Origin of the sequence: Mammaliicoccus sp. F-M27 (assembly GCF_022387115.1) — a bacterium.
In the GTDB taxonomy this organism is placed as follows: Bacteria; Bacillota; Bacilli; order Staphylococcales; family Staphylococcaceae; genus Mammaliicoccus; species Mammaliicoccus vitulinus.
In genome coordinates, this window is the sequence record NZ_JAJNIE010000003.1 from 1 (window position 1) to 17,798 (window position 17,798).

The 17,798-nt window shown below is 27.9% G+C and carries 15 protein-coding genes; all 15 read right to left on the reverse strand.

Going from position 1 to position 17,798, the window contains the following annotated elements:
- Positions 1–123 precede the first annotated feature (123 nt).
- The 15 genes from LQ598_RS04480 to LQ598_RS04550 all read right to left on the reverse strand — a co-directional run bounded on the left by LQ598_RS04480 (position 124) and on the right by LQ598_RS04550 (position 17,764).
- The gene (locus LQ598_RS04480; protein WP_239745288.1) at positions 124–2,442 is read right to left on the reverse strand and encodes a bifunctional glycosyltransferase/CDP-glycerol:glycerophosphate glycerophosphotransferase; all 2,319 of its coding nucleotides are present in this window, start codon (positions 2,440–2,442) and stop codon (positions 124–126) included.
- Between the two features lie 22 nt (positions 2,443–2,464).
- Positions 2,465–3,778 (reverse strand): glycosyltransferase family A protein, encoded by a 1,314-nt coding sequence (locus LQ598_RS04485; protein WP_239745289.1) that lies wholly within the window; start codon positions 3,776–3,778, stop codon positions 2,465–2,467.
- 118 nt (positions 3,779–3,896) lie between these two features.
- The gene (locus LQ598_RS04490; protein WP_239745290.1) at positions 3,897–4,847 is read right to left on the reverse strand and encodes an accessory Sec system protein Asp2; all 951 of its coding nucleotides are present in this window, start codon (positions 4,845–4,847) and stop codon (positions 3,897–3,899) included.
- 46 nt (positions 4,848–4,893) lie between these two features.
- Positions 4,894–5,247 carry a hypothetical protein gene (locus LQ598_RS04495; protein ID WP_103323595.1) on the reverse strand — a complete coding sequence of 118 codons (354 nt, stop codon included), beginning with the start codon at positions 5,245–5,247 and terminating at the stop codon, positions 4,894–4,896.
- 235 nt (positions 5,248–5,482) lie between these two features.
- Positions 5,483–6,628: a DegT/DnrJ/EryC1/StrS family aminotransferase gene (locus LQ598_RS04500; protein WP_208165576.1), complete on the reverse strand. Its 1,146-nt coding sequence runs from the start codon at positions 6,626–6,628 to the stop codon at positions 5,483–5,485.
- Between the two features lie 5 nt (positions 6,629–6,633).
- Positions 6,634–7,254 carry an acetyltransferase gene (locus LQ598_RS04505; protein ID WP_239745291.1) on the reverse strand — a complete coding sequence of 207 codons (621 nt, stop codon included), beginning with the start codon at positions 7,252–7,254 and terminating at the stop codon, positions 6,634–6,636.
- On the reverse strand, positions 7,251–7,847 hold the full coding sequence (locus LQ598_RS04510; protein ID WP_239745292.1) for a sugar transferase: 597 nt from the start codon (positions 7,845–7,847) through the stop codon (positions 7,251–7,253). Before LQ598_RS04510 ends, LQ598_RS04505 begins: the two co-directional genes overlap by 4 nt.
- A 47-nt stretch (positions 7,848–7,894) precedes the next feature.
- Entirely contained in the window at positions 7,895–9,022 is a 1,128-nt protein-coding gene (locus tag LQ598_RS04515; protein ID WP_239745293.1) for a glycosyltransferase family 4 protein, read from the reverse strand.
- Positions 9,023–9,110: 88 nt separating this feature from the next.
- Positions 9,111–10,385 (reverse strand): nucleotide sugar dehydrogenase, encoded by a 1,275-nt coding sequence (locus tag LQ598_RS04520; protein WP_239745294.1) that lies wholly within the window; start codon positions 10,383–10,385, stop codon positions 9,111–9,113.
- A 23-nt stretch (positions 10,386–10,408) separates the two neighbouring features.
- Positions 10,409–11,410, reverse strand: coding sequence for an NAD-dependent epimerase (locus LQ598_RS04525; protein ID WP_239745295.1), 1,002 nt, complete (start codon positions 11,408–11,410; stop codon positions 10,409–10,411).
- Positions 11,411–11,917: 507 nt separating this feature from the next.
- Positions 11,918–13,042 carry a non-hydrolyzing UDP-N-acetylglucosamine 2-epimerase gene (wecB, locus tag LQ598_RS04530; RefSeq protein WP_239745296.1) on the reverse strand — a complete coding sequence of 375 codons (1,125 nt, stop codon included), beginning with the start codon at positions 13,040–13,042 and terminating at the stop codon, positions 11,918–11,920.
- A 2-nt stretch (positions 13,043–13,044) separates the two neighbouring features.
- On the reverse strand, positions 13,045–14,157 hold the full coding sequence (locus LQ598_RS04535) for a polysaccharide biosynthesis C-terminal domain-containing protein (protein WP_239745297.1): 1,113 nt from the start codon (positions 14,155–14,157) through the stop codon (positions 13,045–13,047).
- A 13-nt stretch (positions 14,158–14,170) separates the two neighbouring features.
- Positions 14,171–15,196 carry a nucleoside-diphosphate sugar epimerase/dehydratase gene (locus LQ598_RS04540; protein WP_239745298.1) on the reverse strand — a complete coding sequence of 342 codons (1,026 nt, stop codon included), beginning with the start codon at positions 15,194–15,196 and terminating at the stop codon, positions 14,171–14,173.
- Positions 15,197–15,208: 12 nt separating this feature from the next.
- Positions 15,209–16,570: an MATE family efflux transporter gene (locus LQ598_RS04545; protein WP_239745299.1), complete on the reverse strand. Its 1,362-nt coding sequence runs from the start codon at positions 16,568–16,570 to the stop codon at positions 15,209–15,211.
- 48 nt (positions 16,571–16,618) lie between these two features.
- Complete coding sequence (locus tag LQ598_RS04550) at positions 16,619–17,764, reverse strand: glycosyltransferase (protein WP_239745301.1); 1,146 nt, start codon at positions 17,762–17,764, stop codon at positions 16,619–16,621.
- Between the last annotated feature and the right edge of the window lie 34 nt (positions 17,765–17,798).

The window sequence follows — 17,798 nt, forward strand, 5'->3', positions numbered from 1 at the left end:
GTATTTATATCTATTTTAATATTTCTAGTCATAGTAAAACTCCCTGCTAAGTTTTCACTATTTAAGTGTTTCCTTAACAGGGAGCATATCACTGGATGTTGATGGGTTTTCATTTTACAAGCATTATACTTGTTGCATACTATTAGAGTGATTTATTTCAATACTCTTTTCATCTTGCTTTATATTCTCTGATATTATTTGAGCTATGCTTTCATTTGCATTCTCAATATTTTTATTAATATAATTTTCTGGTGCTTTAAAATCTTTAAAAACATTTGTTTTAATTTTTTTAGCAAGTTCTGCTTCATCTTTTGCTACCAATTTCAATATATCATTATACATATCTAAGTAGACACCTCTAGATAAATTGAACTTAGGATAATCTTTAATCAAGAAATAAAATGGTTTATCTATATGAATAGCATCAAAATAAATTGATGAGTAGTCAGATATTATAACATCTGATATAGCTATCAATTCCTGTGTTTCCACTTTATCATTAACAGTATATACTTGTGTAATTCCATTGTTCCAAGATGGCTGTGTATCCATAGAATGTGCTTTATTAATGATGCAATAATCGTTCCCTAAATGATTTAAAATTTTTCTGAATTGAAGCATATAATCTTTATCTTTTTTACTTTCAGCAATTTTATAATTATAATCTCTCCAAGTTGGAGCATAAAGTATAATTTTCTTATCAAGTGGAATATTATTTTTAATTTTAATTTCTCTAACTAACTCTTCATTAGAATGATTTTCTTTCAACCATTCATTCCTTGGATAACCAGAAGTTATCACTTTATCACTCGAGATATCAAATGAAGTCTTGAATTTTTGTTTTGCCTTTTCTGAATCTGCAATTAAGTAGTCCCATCTTGCAATATCGTTTTTCATCTTCACTTTATGATTAGGATTTAAACTTAGCATAGTCGCTTCATTTGAATCAAACAACATTTTTTTAAATGGCGTACCATGCCATAATTGAATCCATTTTTGGCCTTTTTTCTTTCTAAATGCAGCTGGTATCCACGATTCACAAATCACTATATTTGAAGTATAGAAATAATTGAAAAATTCCTTACTTTTTGGATTAATTCTATATTCTTCAGGCACCTTTTTATCAAATGTTACAAATTTGAGATTTTCTGGTTCATATAAATCCTTTAAATAATCAAATAAGTACTTAGAATTCCCTCGATATTGGTAATCGAATCCCATCATTATAATATTTCCAGATTTTACTTTTAAGCTCATATAATTCTCAATTTCATTTGCTCTTTTTTTATTTCTTTTTGCATGAACTTTTCTTCTTGTATTATAAACTAAAGGTTTAAGGTAATAATTATTCTTCACTTTATTTATAACTTTATTTTTTCGTTTATTTTTTTCAATTTCTCGTGTGTAGTAGAAATTAATTTTATTTTTTTTATGCAGTTTAAATAATTTTTTCATCTCTGCTACATCTAAATTTTTAACTACGCCTTTAGAAAATGCATAATTATATAATGGTAATACGCCGTTTGGAACCTTAATATTAGGACTATACTCGTTTATGATCTTCATTGTCGATTTAATGAAATCATTTCTCATATTTTTATTATTTGGCAACCTTTTTTCTGAATACAATAAAGCCCTATATATAAAGTATTTATTCACTTGATAAGGGGTATATTGATCACGATAGCCATCTTGTAATTTTGATGCTGCATTTTCTATTGCTATCAAGAATGAGTCTCTATGTTTAGTACTTGTATAATCAGTTTTAGTAGTAGATTTATCATGTACTCTAACTTTATATAAAATATTAGAAATTACCGGTACTCGATATGCTTTTAGCGCACAAGCAACGTAGAATTCGAAGTCTTCATAAATATATCCTTCACCATATCTAATTTGATGTCTTTGTAAAAATGATCTTTTATATAGTTTGTTTACACTAAAGTATGTTGAACACCCTAATAACATTTCAACTGTATTACGATATAATGCTAATTTAAGATTGTATTTTTCTTTGTTAACATACTTTGTTTCACCAGTTTCTGGATAGTAATAAGCCCATTCAAAGATTACAAAATCATTCTCTTTTGTTCCACTTAATCTCTTGTATGCTATATCCAAAGTTGTATCTGCAATTAAATCATCAGAATCTAAAAATAATATCGATTCACCAGTAGCTATATCAATACCTAAATTTCTTCTAGCACCTTGCCCTTTATTCTCACCATCATCATGCATTTTATAATGGATGTTCTCTTTTTCACTATTTGCTATAAAGTCATTTATTAAATTAACTGAGTTATCTTCTGAACCATCGTTAATTAATATAACTTCAAAATTCTCTTTAAATGTTTGCTTCTCAACAGACTCTAATGTTTCTATGATAAATTCTTCAGCATTATATACTGGAATAATAATAGAAACTTTCATTTTATTACTCAATTTACTTCCTCCGAAATTATTTTTATTTTGTTTTTTTTATATTTTTAAGTACCCTATTCATTATTGAAGGGTTATTAATTTTATAAGTTATATCATTTTGAACTATTAGCATTCTACTTCCTGTAAATATAGAAATCAATGGTAATTTAACTTGATAAATATTTCTACTAAAATCACTAAAAGATTTTCCTAGTATTTTAAAACTTCTTTGTCTTATAAGAGATGCTTTTTTTATTTTATCACCTAAAAACTCAATATATACTTCTGAATCTGAAGGTAATGAGCAGGTTTCATTAGAAAATGTAAAAGTTATATTCCTATTCACAAGATTAAATGAATGCATATATACACTTAGCTGATTTGAAAATTTACTAGTTATCAATTTTTCTTCTTTTAAATTTAGCATATAATTCTTATATGAATAATGTGTTTTTAAATCATAAATAATGTTAGAATCTATATTTTCAAATAACACTCTTGACGACTTTTCAAATTCTTCTCTGTCAAAAAATGGACTATTTATTATTTTATTCTGATTATGTTCTTTTAAATATTCAATATAATGAGTACCAATTAAGAACTGAACATACTTTATGGTCTTATCAAATTTTTTATTAGATTGCTCTATTAAAAACATATAACTATTCTCAATTAATGGTATATATCTTTCTTCTAATGTCCACGCTGATTTACTAAGTGAATTTGGGTTTTCACTATTATAAAAATAAGCTGTATCATGTATTAATCCGTACTTTTCCTTATCTAACAGTAAATTATTAATAAATTTCGCGTCTTCCCAAAAATGTAATTTTTCATCAAATCTATAATATTCATTTTTAAAAACTTCTTTTCTAAATGCCATACCTCCAATATGAAAATGAATATACTTATAATCTTTATGTATATTAACAATTTCTATATTAGAGTGAAATCGATAATTTAAACTATGGTGTTTTTTCAATTGCTTATTAGTTCTTATAAGGGGTGTTGCTACAACATCAATTTCTTTGTTGGTATTGAAAAATTCATCTATTTTTCTAAAAAAATTCTTTTTTACTGTATCAGAATCATCTATAAATACTACATAATTTGATTTATCACTTAAATGTCTAATACCTCTATTTCTAGAAGCGCTTATACCTTTATTAAGTTGATCAAATATTTTAAATTGAATATTGTCTTTATAGTCTTCAAGAAGTTCCCTTGTGTCATCTGTACTTCCATCATTAATTATAATAATTTCATAGTTGAAATTATTTAAACTTTCCACAATATTTTCAATCGTATGTATTATATTTTTACTTCCATTGTATGTGGAGATTATTACCGAAAACATTACTTCACTCCTAAAATATAAATCAATATACATTCCCTATAAAACACAATTTACTTAACCTTCTATATAAATCGTCTTATTAAACTCTACATTATAAGATGATTCTACTTATAGTTATCTACACACTTACTCCGCTCAATAGATTATTTAAAATCATTAATTGTTCTGGCACAGTATTAGGAGAAACTTCTGGATGAGAAGTAATTTTATCATCTTTCATATTTATAACTTTTGCTTTATCTTTGTCTATGCGCATTGATTGTTCATAATATAATTTCACATTCTCACTACATATAATTACTTTTTGAAATTTATTTGATTCACTTAAATTTTCATTTACCATAGGGACTAAATCTTCTTTTCTTAATCCTTTTAATAACCTTCTATCATTAGCTTCTAATTTATCTCCAATATTTAATATTGGATCAACTGCTAATGTTTTATAATCCATTGAGGTTCCATGTACAATTGCACCTGCTCCTCCTCTAGACACTCCATAAAAAACAACATTTTTCTTATCTATGTCTAAATAGTTCCTTACATTTTCTATTGATTCTTGAATTTCTTGTTCATAATCAGGATAATTTACAGTATTTATATAATGTGAACCATGAGAAACATTCAAATCCATAATTCTCATTGTATATACATTTTTAACTAGACTTCTCTCTAAATCATCAAAAAAGGGAGGCAACATTCTATGAGGGATTTTAGGACTATCATATTGGTTAGCACCAGGCATTTTTGCAAAAATAACAATTAACTTTTTTTCTACCTTATTGTTCACTTTTCTTCCTTGTGGCATAGAAAGTCTATAGAAAATATTTTTGTATTGTTCTAAATTCAAACCATCAAATAATTTATTTACATGCTCTCTCTTACAAAATCTTGATATTTCTTTGTCATGAAAGTATAAGATATAATCATTTGCCAGCAATTCTTTATACTTTATTTTCAAACCACTGTCTTTTCTTGCAAGTTGTAATAAATTTTTATCACTACCTGTTTTAACCAATATTCTTTCTTGGTTTTCGTATTTAATATCATCATTTAAATTAAAAACTTTCAATTTAATTATTCCTTTCGAAGATGCTTGATCATTTCTATATTTTTATTTATTCGGTTCCCGTATTATTCTTCAACCATACAGACTCTTCATACGCATATACCGCTTCTTGATAATTATTGCTTCTTGGAAGTATTCCTTTATCAATTGCTTCATTATATGCATTCATCTTAGCTTGTTCATCTTTATCGCTATATATAACTTTAGATAAATCTTTTTGCGTTTTAATTTTCGGCTCATTTTCTTGTTTCTTCTGAGCCTTTTCTTTTTTCTTAGATGCTTGTTCTGTTTTTTCTTTATTGGCATCTTTTTTATCTTCCTGCTTATTATCTGTTGTTATCATGAAATAAGCTGAAAGTACTGTAAGGCAGAAAATAATGACTACAAGAATTATATTTTTCAATGACTTACCTCTCTCCTGTTTTTTAATCAATATTCTTATTAAACTACAATTTTTTACTTTTGTAAAATTGATTTTTACATTTTTAATTAAAAATTTACTTAACTACAAAATGAAAACAATTACATTATAAACATCAACATTTAGCGATATGTTTTATTACAAAAATAATTATACTCAATTAAAAAAAGCTGTTTGAGTTTTGAAGTCTCATTCAGCTTTTATATTTTTGTCATTTCTACAAATTCTTATTACCTAGGAAATCTTGAATTGTTTTTATAACTGTACTTAATTCTGTATTGGTCATGTTAGAGCCAGATGGAAGACAAACACCATATTCAAATAATGTTTTTGCATTATCATTATTTTCAGCTATATAATCGTATTTTTCATATAAAGGTTGTAAGTGCATTGGTTTCCATACTGGTCTTGCTTCAATATTATTTTTCTGTAAATGATCAATTAATTCAAGAGCATTAAATCCAACTTTTTCAGGAATAATAGTTAAAGCAGTTAACCATCGATTAGATTTAGTATTAGTTAATTCAGGTTGGAATTCTATTCCTTCAATATGGCCTAACTCTTTATGATAAGTATCAAATATTTCTCTTCTTCTATTTACTCTATCTTCTAATACTTCCATTTGACCTCTACCAATTCCAGCTGAAATATTACTTAATCTATAATTGTAACCTAATTCACTATGCTGATAATGAATCGCTTGATCACGAGCTTGTGTAGATAAGAATAATGCATGTTCAACATTTTCTTTGTTATTTGAAACTAACATACCTCCACCACTAGTGGTAATAATTTTATTTCCATTAAAGGAGAAAATACCATAGTCACCAAAACTACCACTTTTTCTTCCTTTATATTCAGAACCAAGTGATTCAGCAGCATCTTCAATTAGTTTAACGTTAAATTTTTCGCATAAAGCTTTGATTTCATACATTTTAGCTGATTGACCATATAAATTCACTACTATTACCGCTTTAGGTAGCTTTCCAATCTCCTCATACTTTTCGAATGCCTTTCTTAATGCATAAGGAGACATGTTCCAAGTATCATTATCTGAATCAATAAATACAGGCGTAGCATTCTGATATAAAATAGGATTAGATGTAGCACAAAAAGTTAATGATGAACAAAATACTATATCTCCTTCTGCTACACCACATTCTATTAAAGCAAGATGTATTGCAGACGTCCCGCTTCCTAGCGCTAAGCTATGATCGACTTGTACATATTCACGTACAGTTTTCTCAAATTCTGATACATTCTCACCAAGAGGCGCAATCCAATTTTGTTCAAAAGCTTCATTAATATATTTTTGCTCATTGCCCCCCATATGAGGCGATGATAGTAATATTCTCTCTGTCATAAAATTCATCTCCTAATCGGTTTAGCAGGCGTACCTACTACAATCTGATTATCACCAATATCATTAACAACAGTTGAACCAGCTCCAACTATCGTGTTTTTCCCAATATTTATCTGAGGTATGACCGTTGCACTAGCACCTATTTGAGACTTGGATCCAACTGTAACTCCACCAGTCAAAGTAGAATTAGGTGAAACATGTACAAAATTTGAAATATTATTATCATGTTCAACAATAGCTCCCGTATTAATAATGCTATGTTTCCCTATACTAGTATCTGCATTTATTACTGTATTAGCCATTACAACTGAGCCATATCCAATTTTTACATTAGATCCTATACTTGAAGTAGGATGTATTAAAATTGAATACTTTTCAATAGGGATATTTACCTTTTTATAAATGGTTTCTCTAACTTCATTATTACCAATAGATATAATAAAGTGATAATCATTCGCATAATTACTAATATTTTCTAAACGGTCATATATAATATTATTCTCTTCATGAAATTCATTGATATTATCATCTAAATATCCCTTAAAACTATAATCTTCACTTTGTTTAATAATATCTTTAATCACTTTTGCATGTCCGCCATTACCTATTAGTAATATTGGCTTCATTTTAAACTTCCTTTGAATCTTTCTATCGTTACATGATCACTTGCACTTATATCTTTACGTTTAATAACATTATAGAAAGTTTTATATAATATATACATATCTAGAGTGAAAGATTGATTTTCTACATACCAGACATCTAATTTAAATTTATCTTCCCATGAAATAGCATTTCTACCATTTATCTGAGCCCATCCAGTAATGCCGGGTTTAACAAGATGTCTTTTTCGTTGTTCTTCTGTATATAAAGGTAGATATTCCATAAGTAATGGTCTTGGTCCTACTAAACTCAAATCGCCTTTTAATACATTTATTAATTGTGGTAATTCATCTATACTCGTTTTACGAATAAAGTCGCCCGTTTTCGTCATTCTTTCTTCATCTGGCAATAGATTACCATTACCATCTCTTTCATCTGTCATTGTTCTGAATTTCAAAATTTCAAAGGGCTTTTCATCTTTACCAGGCCTAGTTTGTTTAAATAAAACAGGATTACCCATTTTTTTAGAGATTATTACTGATGCGCCAAGTATTAAAGGAGAACTCAATATTAATAGAGAAGAACTAACACTTACGTCAAATAATTTTTTTAACAATTATATCTCTCCTTATAGCTAATTTAATTATAATAATACTATAATTTCTATTTTAATTTATTATTATAGAATCTTAGCATATCTTTCCAAATAAGTTCATTAGAGAAATTTTCTTTTACCCATCTCTGACTATTAACGCCTAAATTTCCTTTTAAAATTTGATCGTTCAACAATAGTTCTAACTTATTTGCAATTTCAATATAATCACCAGGTTTAACTATGAATCCCGTTTCATTATTTAACACTGTATCTTTAGCTCCAGTTACATTATAAGTTATTACAGGTACACCTACTGATTGTGCTTCAATACTTACATTTCCAAATCCTTCGCGATAAGTAGGAAAAACAAAAACATCCATATTATTATAGTATTTGACAGGTTCTTTCACATGTTCTATATATATTACGTTTTCGCTATTCATTATGTACTCTAAATCCGAATTATTTATACTATTTAATTTCTCAACCGATCCAATTACCAATAATTTCACACTACTATATTTTTTTTCTAGTAATTTAAATGCTTTTATCAAATCTTCAATACCTTTGTCTTTTACAATTCTTCCAACATATCCAACAATAAATTGTCCTCGTATTTTATCCGCAATCTTATTGTCTAATTTATTATTATCTCTTTTAAATTCATTTAGATTTAATCCATTAGAACTACCATTACCAAAAACTATAATTTCTTTATTGTTATTTAATTTTAGTTCAACTATCCTAGTTTTTAAACTTTCAGAAATTGCTATAATATCAGTGGCACAAAGCATAGCTATCTTTTCCATTAAAAATAATATTTTATATTTAATGCCTGAAACTGTTTCTAATCGAAGACCACGTACCGTGTATACTCTGTGTGGTCTTCTGGTAATATATGAAGCAATCATCCCTAACAAACCGGCTTTTGGTGTTCCTGCATTCACAATATATGGTCGTTCTTTTATAAATAAATTAATTAATTTCAACAAAGATTTTATATCTTTTAAAATAGAAATTTCTCTATTCATTTCTATTTTATGAATTATATCATTTGGATATTGTTCTAATTCCTTCCCTTCAGAAGAAATAAGATGCATATTTATATCATTTACCCTTAAATATTCAATCTGTCCTCTTAATAAATTCACACTTTTGGATACTGTAATTATTTGAAATACTTTTCTTTTTTTCATTTTATCATCCAAATCTTAATTATTATTTTGAATAAATTTTAATTTTTTTACTAATATATTAATAATATTCTAGAAAGGTAATCGTTTTTTATAATCTCCATACAGTCTGATTGGCTTTTAAATCATTATTCTTAATTAGCCCTTTGATATCAATAATTACCCCATTATCATTTAATAATTCTAAATAGCTATTTTTATCTTCAATATAATCATTGTGAGGAACTGCAAAAATTAATGCATCTGTTTTTGTCATTTCATTTTTATCTTTTAATTCAATACCATATAATTTTTTTGCAGTTTCTTTATCTGCTTCTGCATCGTTAACAATAACATTCATACCATAGTCTTCTAGTTCTCGAACAATATCAATAACTTTAGTGTTTCTTAAATCAGGACAATTCTCTTTAAATGTTAATCCCAATAAGTTAATTGTCATACCTTGTACTTCAATACCTTTTCTTAATAACTCTTTGATAATATTAGAAGCTACATACTTAGACATATTGTCATTGATACGTCTACCAGCTAATATTACTTCAGGATGATGTCCTAGTTCTTGTGCTTTATGTGTTAAATAATATGGATCCACACCGATACAATGTCCACCTACTAATCCAGGTTTGAAGTTTAAGAAGTTCCACTTTGTTCCTGATGCTTCTAACACTTCTGAAGTATCAATCCCAACTTTATCAAAAATAATAGCAATCTCGTTCATTAGAGCAATGTTGACATCACGCTGCGTATTTTCTATAACCTTAGCCGCTTCTGCTACCTTTATAGATGATGCTTTATGCACACCTGCTTTTACTACCATGCTATAAACTTCTGCAACAACTTCTAGCACCTCAGGTGTTTGACCTGAAACTACTTTTGTAATAGTTTCAAATGTATGTACTTTATCGCCAGGATTAATTCGTTCAGGAGAATATCCCACAAAGAAATCTGCTCCATTAGTTAGGCCGGAGAATTTTTCAAGCACTGGGACACAATCTTCTTCTGTAGCACCAGGATATACAGTAGATTCATAAACTACTATAGTATCTTTTGTTAATACTTTACCTACTGTTTCACTAGCTTTAACCAATGGTGTTAAATCAGGTTGATTATTTTCATTAATTGGAGTAGGAACTGCTACAATAATAAAATCAGCTTTGCTTAATTCCTCAGGTTCATTAGTAAACTTAATCTTACTTTTCTTTAAATCCTCATCATTCACTTCATTCGTACGATCATAACCTTTTTTCAATTCATTAATTCTTGTTTCATTAATATCAAACCCCACAACCTCTTGTTGCTTCCCGAAAGCAACGGCTACAGGTAATCCTACATAGCCCAACCCAACGACAGCTATCTTTCTTTTCATGTCATAATCTCCCTTAATATTTTTTATTTATAATAATCTAAATACCAATCAACAAACTTATTCACACCATCTTGAATCGTAGTTTTTGGTTTAAAATTAATATTATTAAATAAATCATCTACATTTGCATAAGTTTCTGGTACATCTCCTGGTTGTAAATCCATATAATTCTTTTTAGCTACTTTTCCTAGTTTGTTCTCAATTGCTTCAACAAACTCCATAAGTCTGACAGGACTATTATTACCAATATTATAAATTTTATATGGTGCATAAGATGAACTTGGATCTGGATTGTCGCCAGTCCATTCAGGATTTGGTTGAGCTGGTTTTTGAACTAATCTACTAATAGCTTCAACTATATCGTCAACATATGTGAAATCTCTCATCATTTTCCCGTGATTATAAACATCAATTGCTTCATCATTAACAATTGCTTTAGTAAACTTAAATAATGCCATATCCGGTCTTCCCCACGGACCATATACAGTAAAGAATCTTAATCCTGTAGTAGGTAAGTTATATAAATGACTATAAGTATGAGCCATTAGTTCATTTGATTTCTTAGTAGCTGCATATAAACTTAAAGGATGATCAATATTATCAGAAGTTGAAAACGGCTTTGAAGTATTAGCCCCATATACCGAACTGGATGAAGCATAAATTAAATGTTCTACTTTATGATGTCTTGAACATTCTAAAATATTTATAAATCCTACTATATTTGAATCAATATATGCTCGAGGATTTTCCAAGCTATAGCGAACTCCAGCTTGAGCAGCTAAGTTAACAACTACTTGCGGTTTTTCATTTTTGAATATATCATCCATTGATGCGTCATCTTCAAGATTTATTTTGTAAAATGTGAAATTCTCAGTACCGATTGATTTCAATCGATCCTCTTTAATTGTGACATCATAATAATCATTAATATTATCAATACCTACAATTTCATGACCTTGTGATATTAATTTTTTTGATAAATGTGAACCTATAAAGCCTGCTGTACCTGTAATTAAAATTTTCATTATTTATATCTCCCTATTTTTCTTTTTAGCACCACTGGTACTACTACAACTAACCAACATTTTCATTAACAGCACTTCTAGCAGTTATAATAGTATGACTTCCAATATGAACATTATTTAAAATCCTAACACCACAACTAATCCTTGCGTTATTATTTATGGTTACACTTCCCTTGGTAATTGGATTATATTTAATAGGCTTTGTAAGGTCATTCCAAGTATGTGAACTACTAAGAATTGAGGAACTATGAGCAATTGATATAAGATAAATCATGTATACTCACTTTATCTCCAAAAGAACATCTTTCTATATTTTTTAATGTTACATGTTTTCCTATATATTTTTTTCGAATTTTCTCAATATACTTCTTACTACTAAATGTCTTATTGTTATATGAAATTTCAGGTTAGTAGAGCTACTTAGTTCATATAATAAATATCTAAATTTCGTTTGTAATAACTTAAGGATCAAAATAATTAAATTAAATACTATTTTCTATTTATATATTATTTCCCCCACGTATTCCTATTAATAATCTCCGTATAACTCTGTATAATCTTCACTACTTTTTGTGAAACATTTGTATCTTTATAGTCAATTGCATCTATCATTGGTTCATTGTTATTTTGCATTGCTCTTGCAAGTTCTACAGATTGCACTAAGTTATCATATTTAATGCCACCGATAATTACTGATCCTTTGTCTAATACTTCTGGTCGTTCTGTAGATGTTCTTATTAGAACTCCTGGGAACTTAAGCATTGATGATTCTTCTGACAGTGTTCCACTATCTGAAAGAACAACAAAGGCATGTTTTTGTAATGCGTTATAATCGAAGAAGCCGAATGGTTTCAGTTGTTTTACTAATGGATGAAACTCAAATGATCTTTCTTCGATTTTTTTCCAGCTTCTTGGGTGTGTTGAATAGATTACTGGTAATTGATATTTTTCTGCTATCTCGTTAATAGCATTCATTAATGAATTAAAGTTATCTTCAATATCAATGTTTTCTTCTCTATGCGCTGAAATTAAGATGTATTTGTTTTTTTCTAGATTTAATGTCTTCAGTGCATCGCTTGTATTAATTTTATCTTCATATTGTTCTAATACTTCGCGCATTGGTGAACCTGTAACGAAAATATTTTCTTTTTTAAATCCTTCATCTAATAAATATCTTCTACTATGTTCTGTATATGGTAGGTTTACGTCACTCACGTGATCAACTATTTTTCTATTAATTTCTTCAGGTACATTTTGATCGAAACAACGGTTACCTGCTTCCATATGAAAGACAGGGATTTTTAATCTTTTAGCTGATACTGCTGCTAAACAGCTATTTGTATCTCCTAGTATCAGAAGCGCGTCAGGTTTTTCTTTTGCTAACACTTCATAAGATTCAGCTATAATATTCCCCATTGTTTCACCAAGATCTTTGCCTACGGCTTCTAAAAAATGATTGGGTTCTCTTAATTCTAATTCTTCAAAGAATACTTGATTAAGTGTGTAATCATAGTTTTGACCAGTATGTACTAATATTTGATTGAAATATTTATCACAAGCTTTTATAGTAGCTGATAGTCTAATAATTTCAGGTCTCGTTCCAACAATTGTCATCAATTTTAATTTATTCATTTTTAAACCTCCAAGAAATATGTGTCAGGGTTTTCTGGATCAAACATCTCATTAACCCACATGATAGTTACCATGTTTTCTGTACCTAAGTTTTCAATATTATGTGTATAGCCTACTGGAATATCTACTACTTCTAAGTTATCCCCTGACACATAATATTCTATAATTTCATCAGATTCAGGTAGTCTAAATCTAATAACACCTTTACCAGAAACGACAAGGAATTTTTCATTTTTAGTGTGATGCCAGTGATTTCCTTTGACTATGCCTGGTTTTGAAACATTGACAGATACTTGACCTCTGTCTGGCGTTTTGAGAAACTCTGTAAAAGATCCTCTTTCATCAATGTTCATTTTAAGAGGATAACTAAATTCATTTTTAGGTAAATAACTTAAATAAGTACTATATAAAGCTTTTTCAAAGGAATCATCTAACTTTGGTAAAGTTCTTTTTTCTCTTGTTTCTTTAAAAGACACAATTAAATCACTAATTTTTCCTAAGCTTGCTTTATATACATTTGGAACTTCTACTTTGTTATCAATAATGGTAGGTTTATCTTCAATTGCTCTCTTGATTTCAGCAATAACATCATCAACATAATTCAGTGATAACATGATTTCTCTATCATTCACGCTTATTTCTTTGCCATGAGCAATATTGTGACAAAATGTTGCAATGACCGAATTATAATTAGGTTTACACCATTTACCAAATAAATTCGGTAATTGATAAATATAAACTTTATTCCCATTATTTTTAGAAAAATCTTTTAATAAGTTTTCTGCTTCATTTTTACTTTTTCCATATGAATTATCTGCGTTGGCTTGAATGGAAGATGATAAAATAATTGAAGGTTTATTAGGATTGTCTTTAATCGAATCTAACATTTCATTTAAAAGTGACACGTTTCCTTCATAGAATTCACTTTCACGTACTGGTCTATTTACACCTGCTAGATGAACAATACAGTCTGCTTTAGTTAAATATTCATTTCTCTCTTCAATAGAAGTATTTCTTGATATTTCAAGTATTTGATAATCAGTCGTTTGCTTTAAATCAAACTTTAAATTTTTTCCTACAAAACCATTTGAACCAGTTATGACGATTGATTTCATGTAAACCTCCTATTTAAGCTTTATTTTTATATTTATTGAGTTCATTTTTTACGAGATCAAGTGATAATAATTTTTCTTTAATTTCCTCTACTGAAAGTTGATAAGTATTATCTGAGTTATACTCATACGCTTCTGTTATTTCTTTACTACCATCTTCAAAATAATTACTATAATTTAAGTCTCTAGAATCCGCAGGAACTCTGTAATAATCACCCATGTCTTCTGCTTGAGCATATTCTTCTCTAGTAAGTAGTGTTTCAGCTTGTTTTTCACCGTGTCTTGTACCAATTATTTTAATTTCATTTTTCGCTTCAAAAAGTTCTAATAGTGCTTGTGCTAAATCACCAACTGTAGAAGCAGCTGATTTTTGAACCATAATATCTCCAGTTTCAGCATGTTTGAAAGCATGTATCACTAATTCAACAGCTTCTTCTAAACTCATTAAATATCTTGTCATATTAGGATCTGTAACTGTTAACGGTTCATTGTTTTTGATTTTCTCAATAAACAAAGGAATTACAGAACCTCTTGAAGCCATAACATTCCCGTATCTCGTTCCACAAATTAATGTTTGATCTTTATCCACATTTCTAGATTTTGCAACAAACACTTTTTCCATCATTGCTTTAGAAATACCCATAGCATTTATTGGATAGGCAGCCTTATCTGTAGAAAGACAAATTACTTTCTTTACATTAGCTCTTATTGCAGATTGCACAACATTTTCTGTACCTAATATATTTGTTTTAACAGCTTCTATTGGGAAAAATTCACAAGAAGGAACTTGTTTTAAAGCGGCGGCATGAAAGACGAAATCAACGCCTCTCATAGCACTTTCCACACTAACAACATCTCGAACATCACCAATATAAAACTTCAATTTATCATCATTATATTTTTTTCTTAAATCATCTTGTTTCTTTTCATCTCTTGAAAATACTCTAATTTCTTTAATGTCAGTATGTAGAAATCTCTCCATCACTGCATTTCCAAATGACCCTGTACCACCTGTAATTAGTATGATTTTATTTTTAAACATTATTATCTCCTCTTAATTTTTTTTGTATTTCAAATGATTGTTTAAGTGTTTATTCAGCCATATTGGCTGTACTATACAATACATGCTAAGTGAAAGAACAGATGCAACTAAAACTCCTATCCAAGACTCAAGTACATTAACAAAATACCAAGAGAGTGGTATTTTAATTAATACACCTAACGTAAAAAAGATTGTTTGGGTTTTAAGTTTTCCTAAACCATTGGCAAAATTATTATTAACACCAATCCAAACGATCATACTTCCATATATTGCAAATAAAATTGCATAATAAATATTAATATCGATACTTTTATCCTGTAACCAAAAATCAATAATAATCTGTAAAAAAGGAATTATCAAAAACTCAAGTAACATAACAATAACTCCTATAAAAACAAAAACAGAATATGTTTTTTTTATCCATATATAATTTTCTTCAGCAAATGCTTTTGTTACTATAGACCAAATCGGAATCAAAGTTAACGAAAAAATAGTTCCTACAAGTGAAAATATCCTGTTATATATTTGAAATTCCACAACATTTTCAGTGTTAGAAAATAATGAAATTAAAAATTCATTTGTTGTTGTCAATAGCATATACATGATTTGCACCCAAAAAAATGCAACTCCTACTTTTAATATTTCATTTGAATGATTAATACTAAAGTATTTTAAATTTGGTCTACTTCTCTTTAAAGTAGTTGTAAATACCAAAATTGAAGTTATAAAATTCGGGAGATTAATTGCTAAAGAATAGATTATAGTAAGTGAATATAATTGTTCTTCAATATTATTGATGTCAAATATTAGTAAATAAAATAAAATGATACCATTACTAATTAAAAGATTAAGGTTGTTCATAAATGATTTTTGCATAGCGTAAAGAATCGAGTTTATTATTCTAAATAAAAACTGTATCATTATGCCAATAAACAATATATATATCGCATTGTTAAGTGTGTTTTCAGGAACAATATTATTTGAAATTTTAAATATTATGTTCCAATTAAAACTATTCTTTATAAATCCAAATCCTATTATTATGGCTATTACTATTGAAGCAATCATAAAATATGACGACGAAATATATTTTTTAATTAGTAAATCATCTTTAATAAGAAAAAGCGTTACTAATTTATTACGCAATCCATTTCCTATTCCTAAATCAAAAGCTAACATCCAAGTTAAAACTGATAAAATGGTAAACCAAAACCCTAATATTTGATAGTCATTAAAGTAATTTAAATAGGCTGGTATTGTAAAAAAAGATACAATCATTGCTCCACCTTTTATAATAAATGCATTCATTATATTAGTAATTACCACTCTTGTATTTGAAATCTCAGAAACTTTTTTGGTTTTTAATTTTTTCATTAATATCATTCCTACTTCTCTTTTCTAAATACTAATTAAATTAAACGTTTATAATTTTAGTAATTTATTTAAGTCATTTAGAAATCTTACATCCAAATTTCTAATTATATTTGTAGTTTGATTTTCATTAGACAAATTTATACTTTCTATAGCTTTAATAAATGATTGAGTTTGATCATTATTAGCAAAAACAATATAATCCTTAATTTTTGATGATTTCACACTTTTTATTGGCGTACTTACCACATGTAGGTTGTGACTTAAATACGAAATGATTTTTGATGGGAATGCTGTTCCCATGTAGTCTCCAATATGTTGAGGATTTAAAGCTATATCACATTTCATTAAATAATCATCAAATTTTTCACCATGTAAAAGTCCAACATAATAGCATGCTTCATCATTCTTAATTTTATTAATCTCTTTAATTTTATTATTTAAAGTTTTTATATTTTTTTCATTTCCACTGCCTAAAATATGCAATTTGTAATTAGCAGGCAATCCTAGAATAATATCAAGTGATTTAAAGGCCCCGCCCTTAACTTCATCAATAGAACCGGCATAGACTAAATCTATATTTTCTTTATTAAACTTTTTGTTATCTTCTAATTCCACTACGTTATATGCTCCATACAAAACTATGCATTTTTCATCTTCAATATCAAAAAGCTTTCTCAGCTCATCAGAGACGAATAAATACTTATCTCCACTTTTTATTAACTTATTTTCCATTTTTTCTAATAACTTAGATTTTTTCCATACCTTACTATAGATTTCTTCAACTTCTAATATTAGTTCAAACCTTTTTATAAATTTAGCCATTCTTACTGGGTAAGAAAGCCATTCCACATGGTATACTAGAACACTTTCTCCTTTTTTTACATTTATAAGTAAATATAAAAAAAGCCATATTAAAGAATACATAATTTTGATTTTTTCTGCAGTTTTTGATTTTGTATACCATGATAAACATCTAGTTACCTTATGGCTTTCATTTCTTTTTAAAACCTGTTTTTTTTCAAATTTAACTGTTGAATTTCTACCCATCCACGATGGTGAAATGATTTCTACATTATATCCTATTTTAATTAAAGAATTAGTTATATAATCCATTTTTTTAATTGCTGCTATATTACTAACTCTATCACTTATACTATTTTCAATATCATAAAATCCAATATATTTTATGTTCATACCTAAACACCTCCATAAACAATATTTACACTTC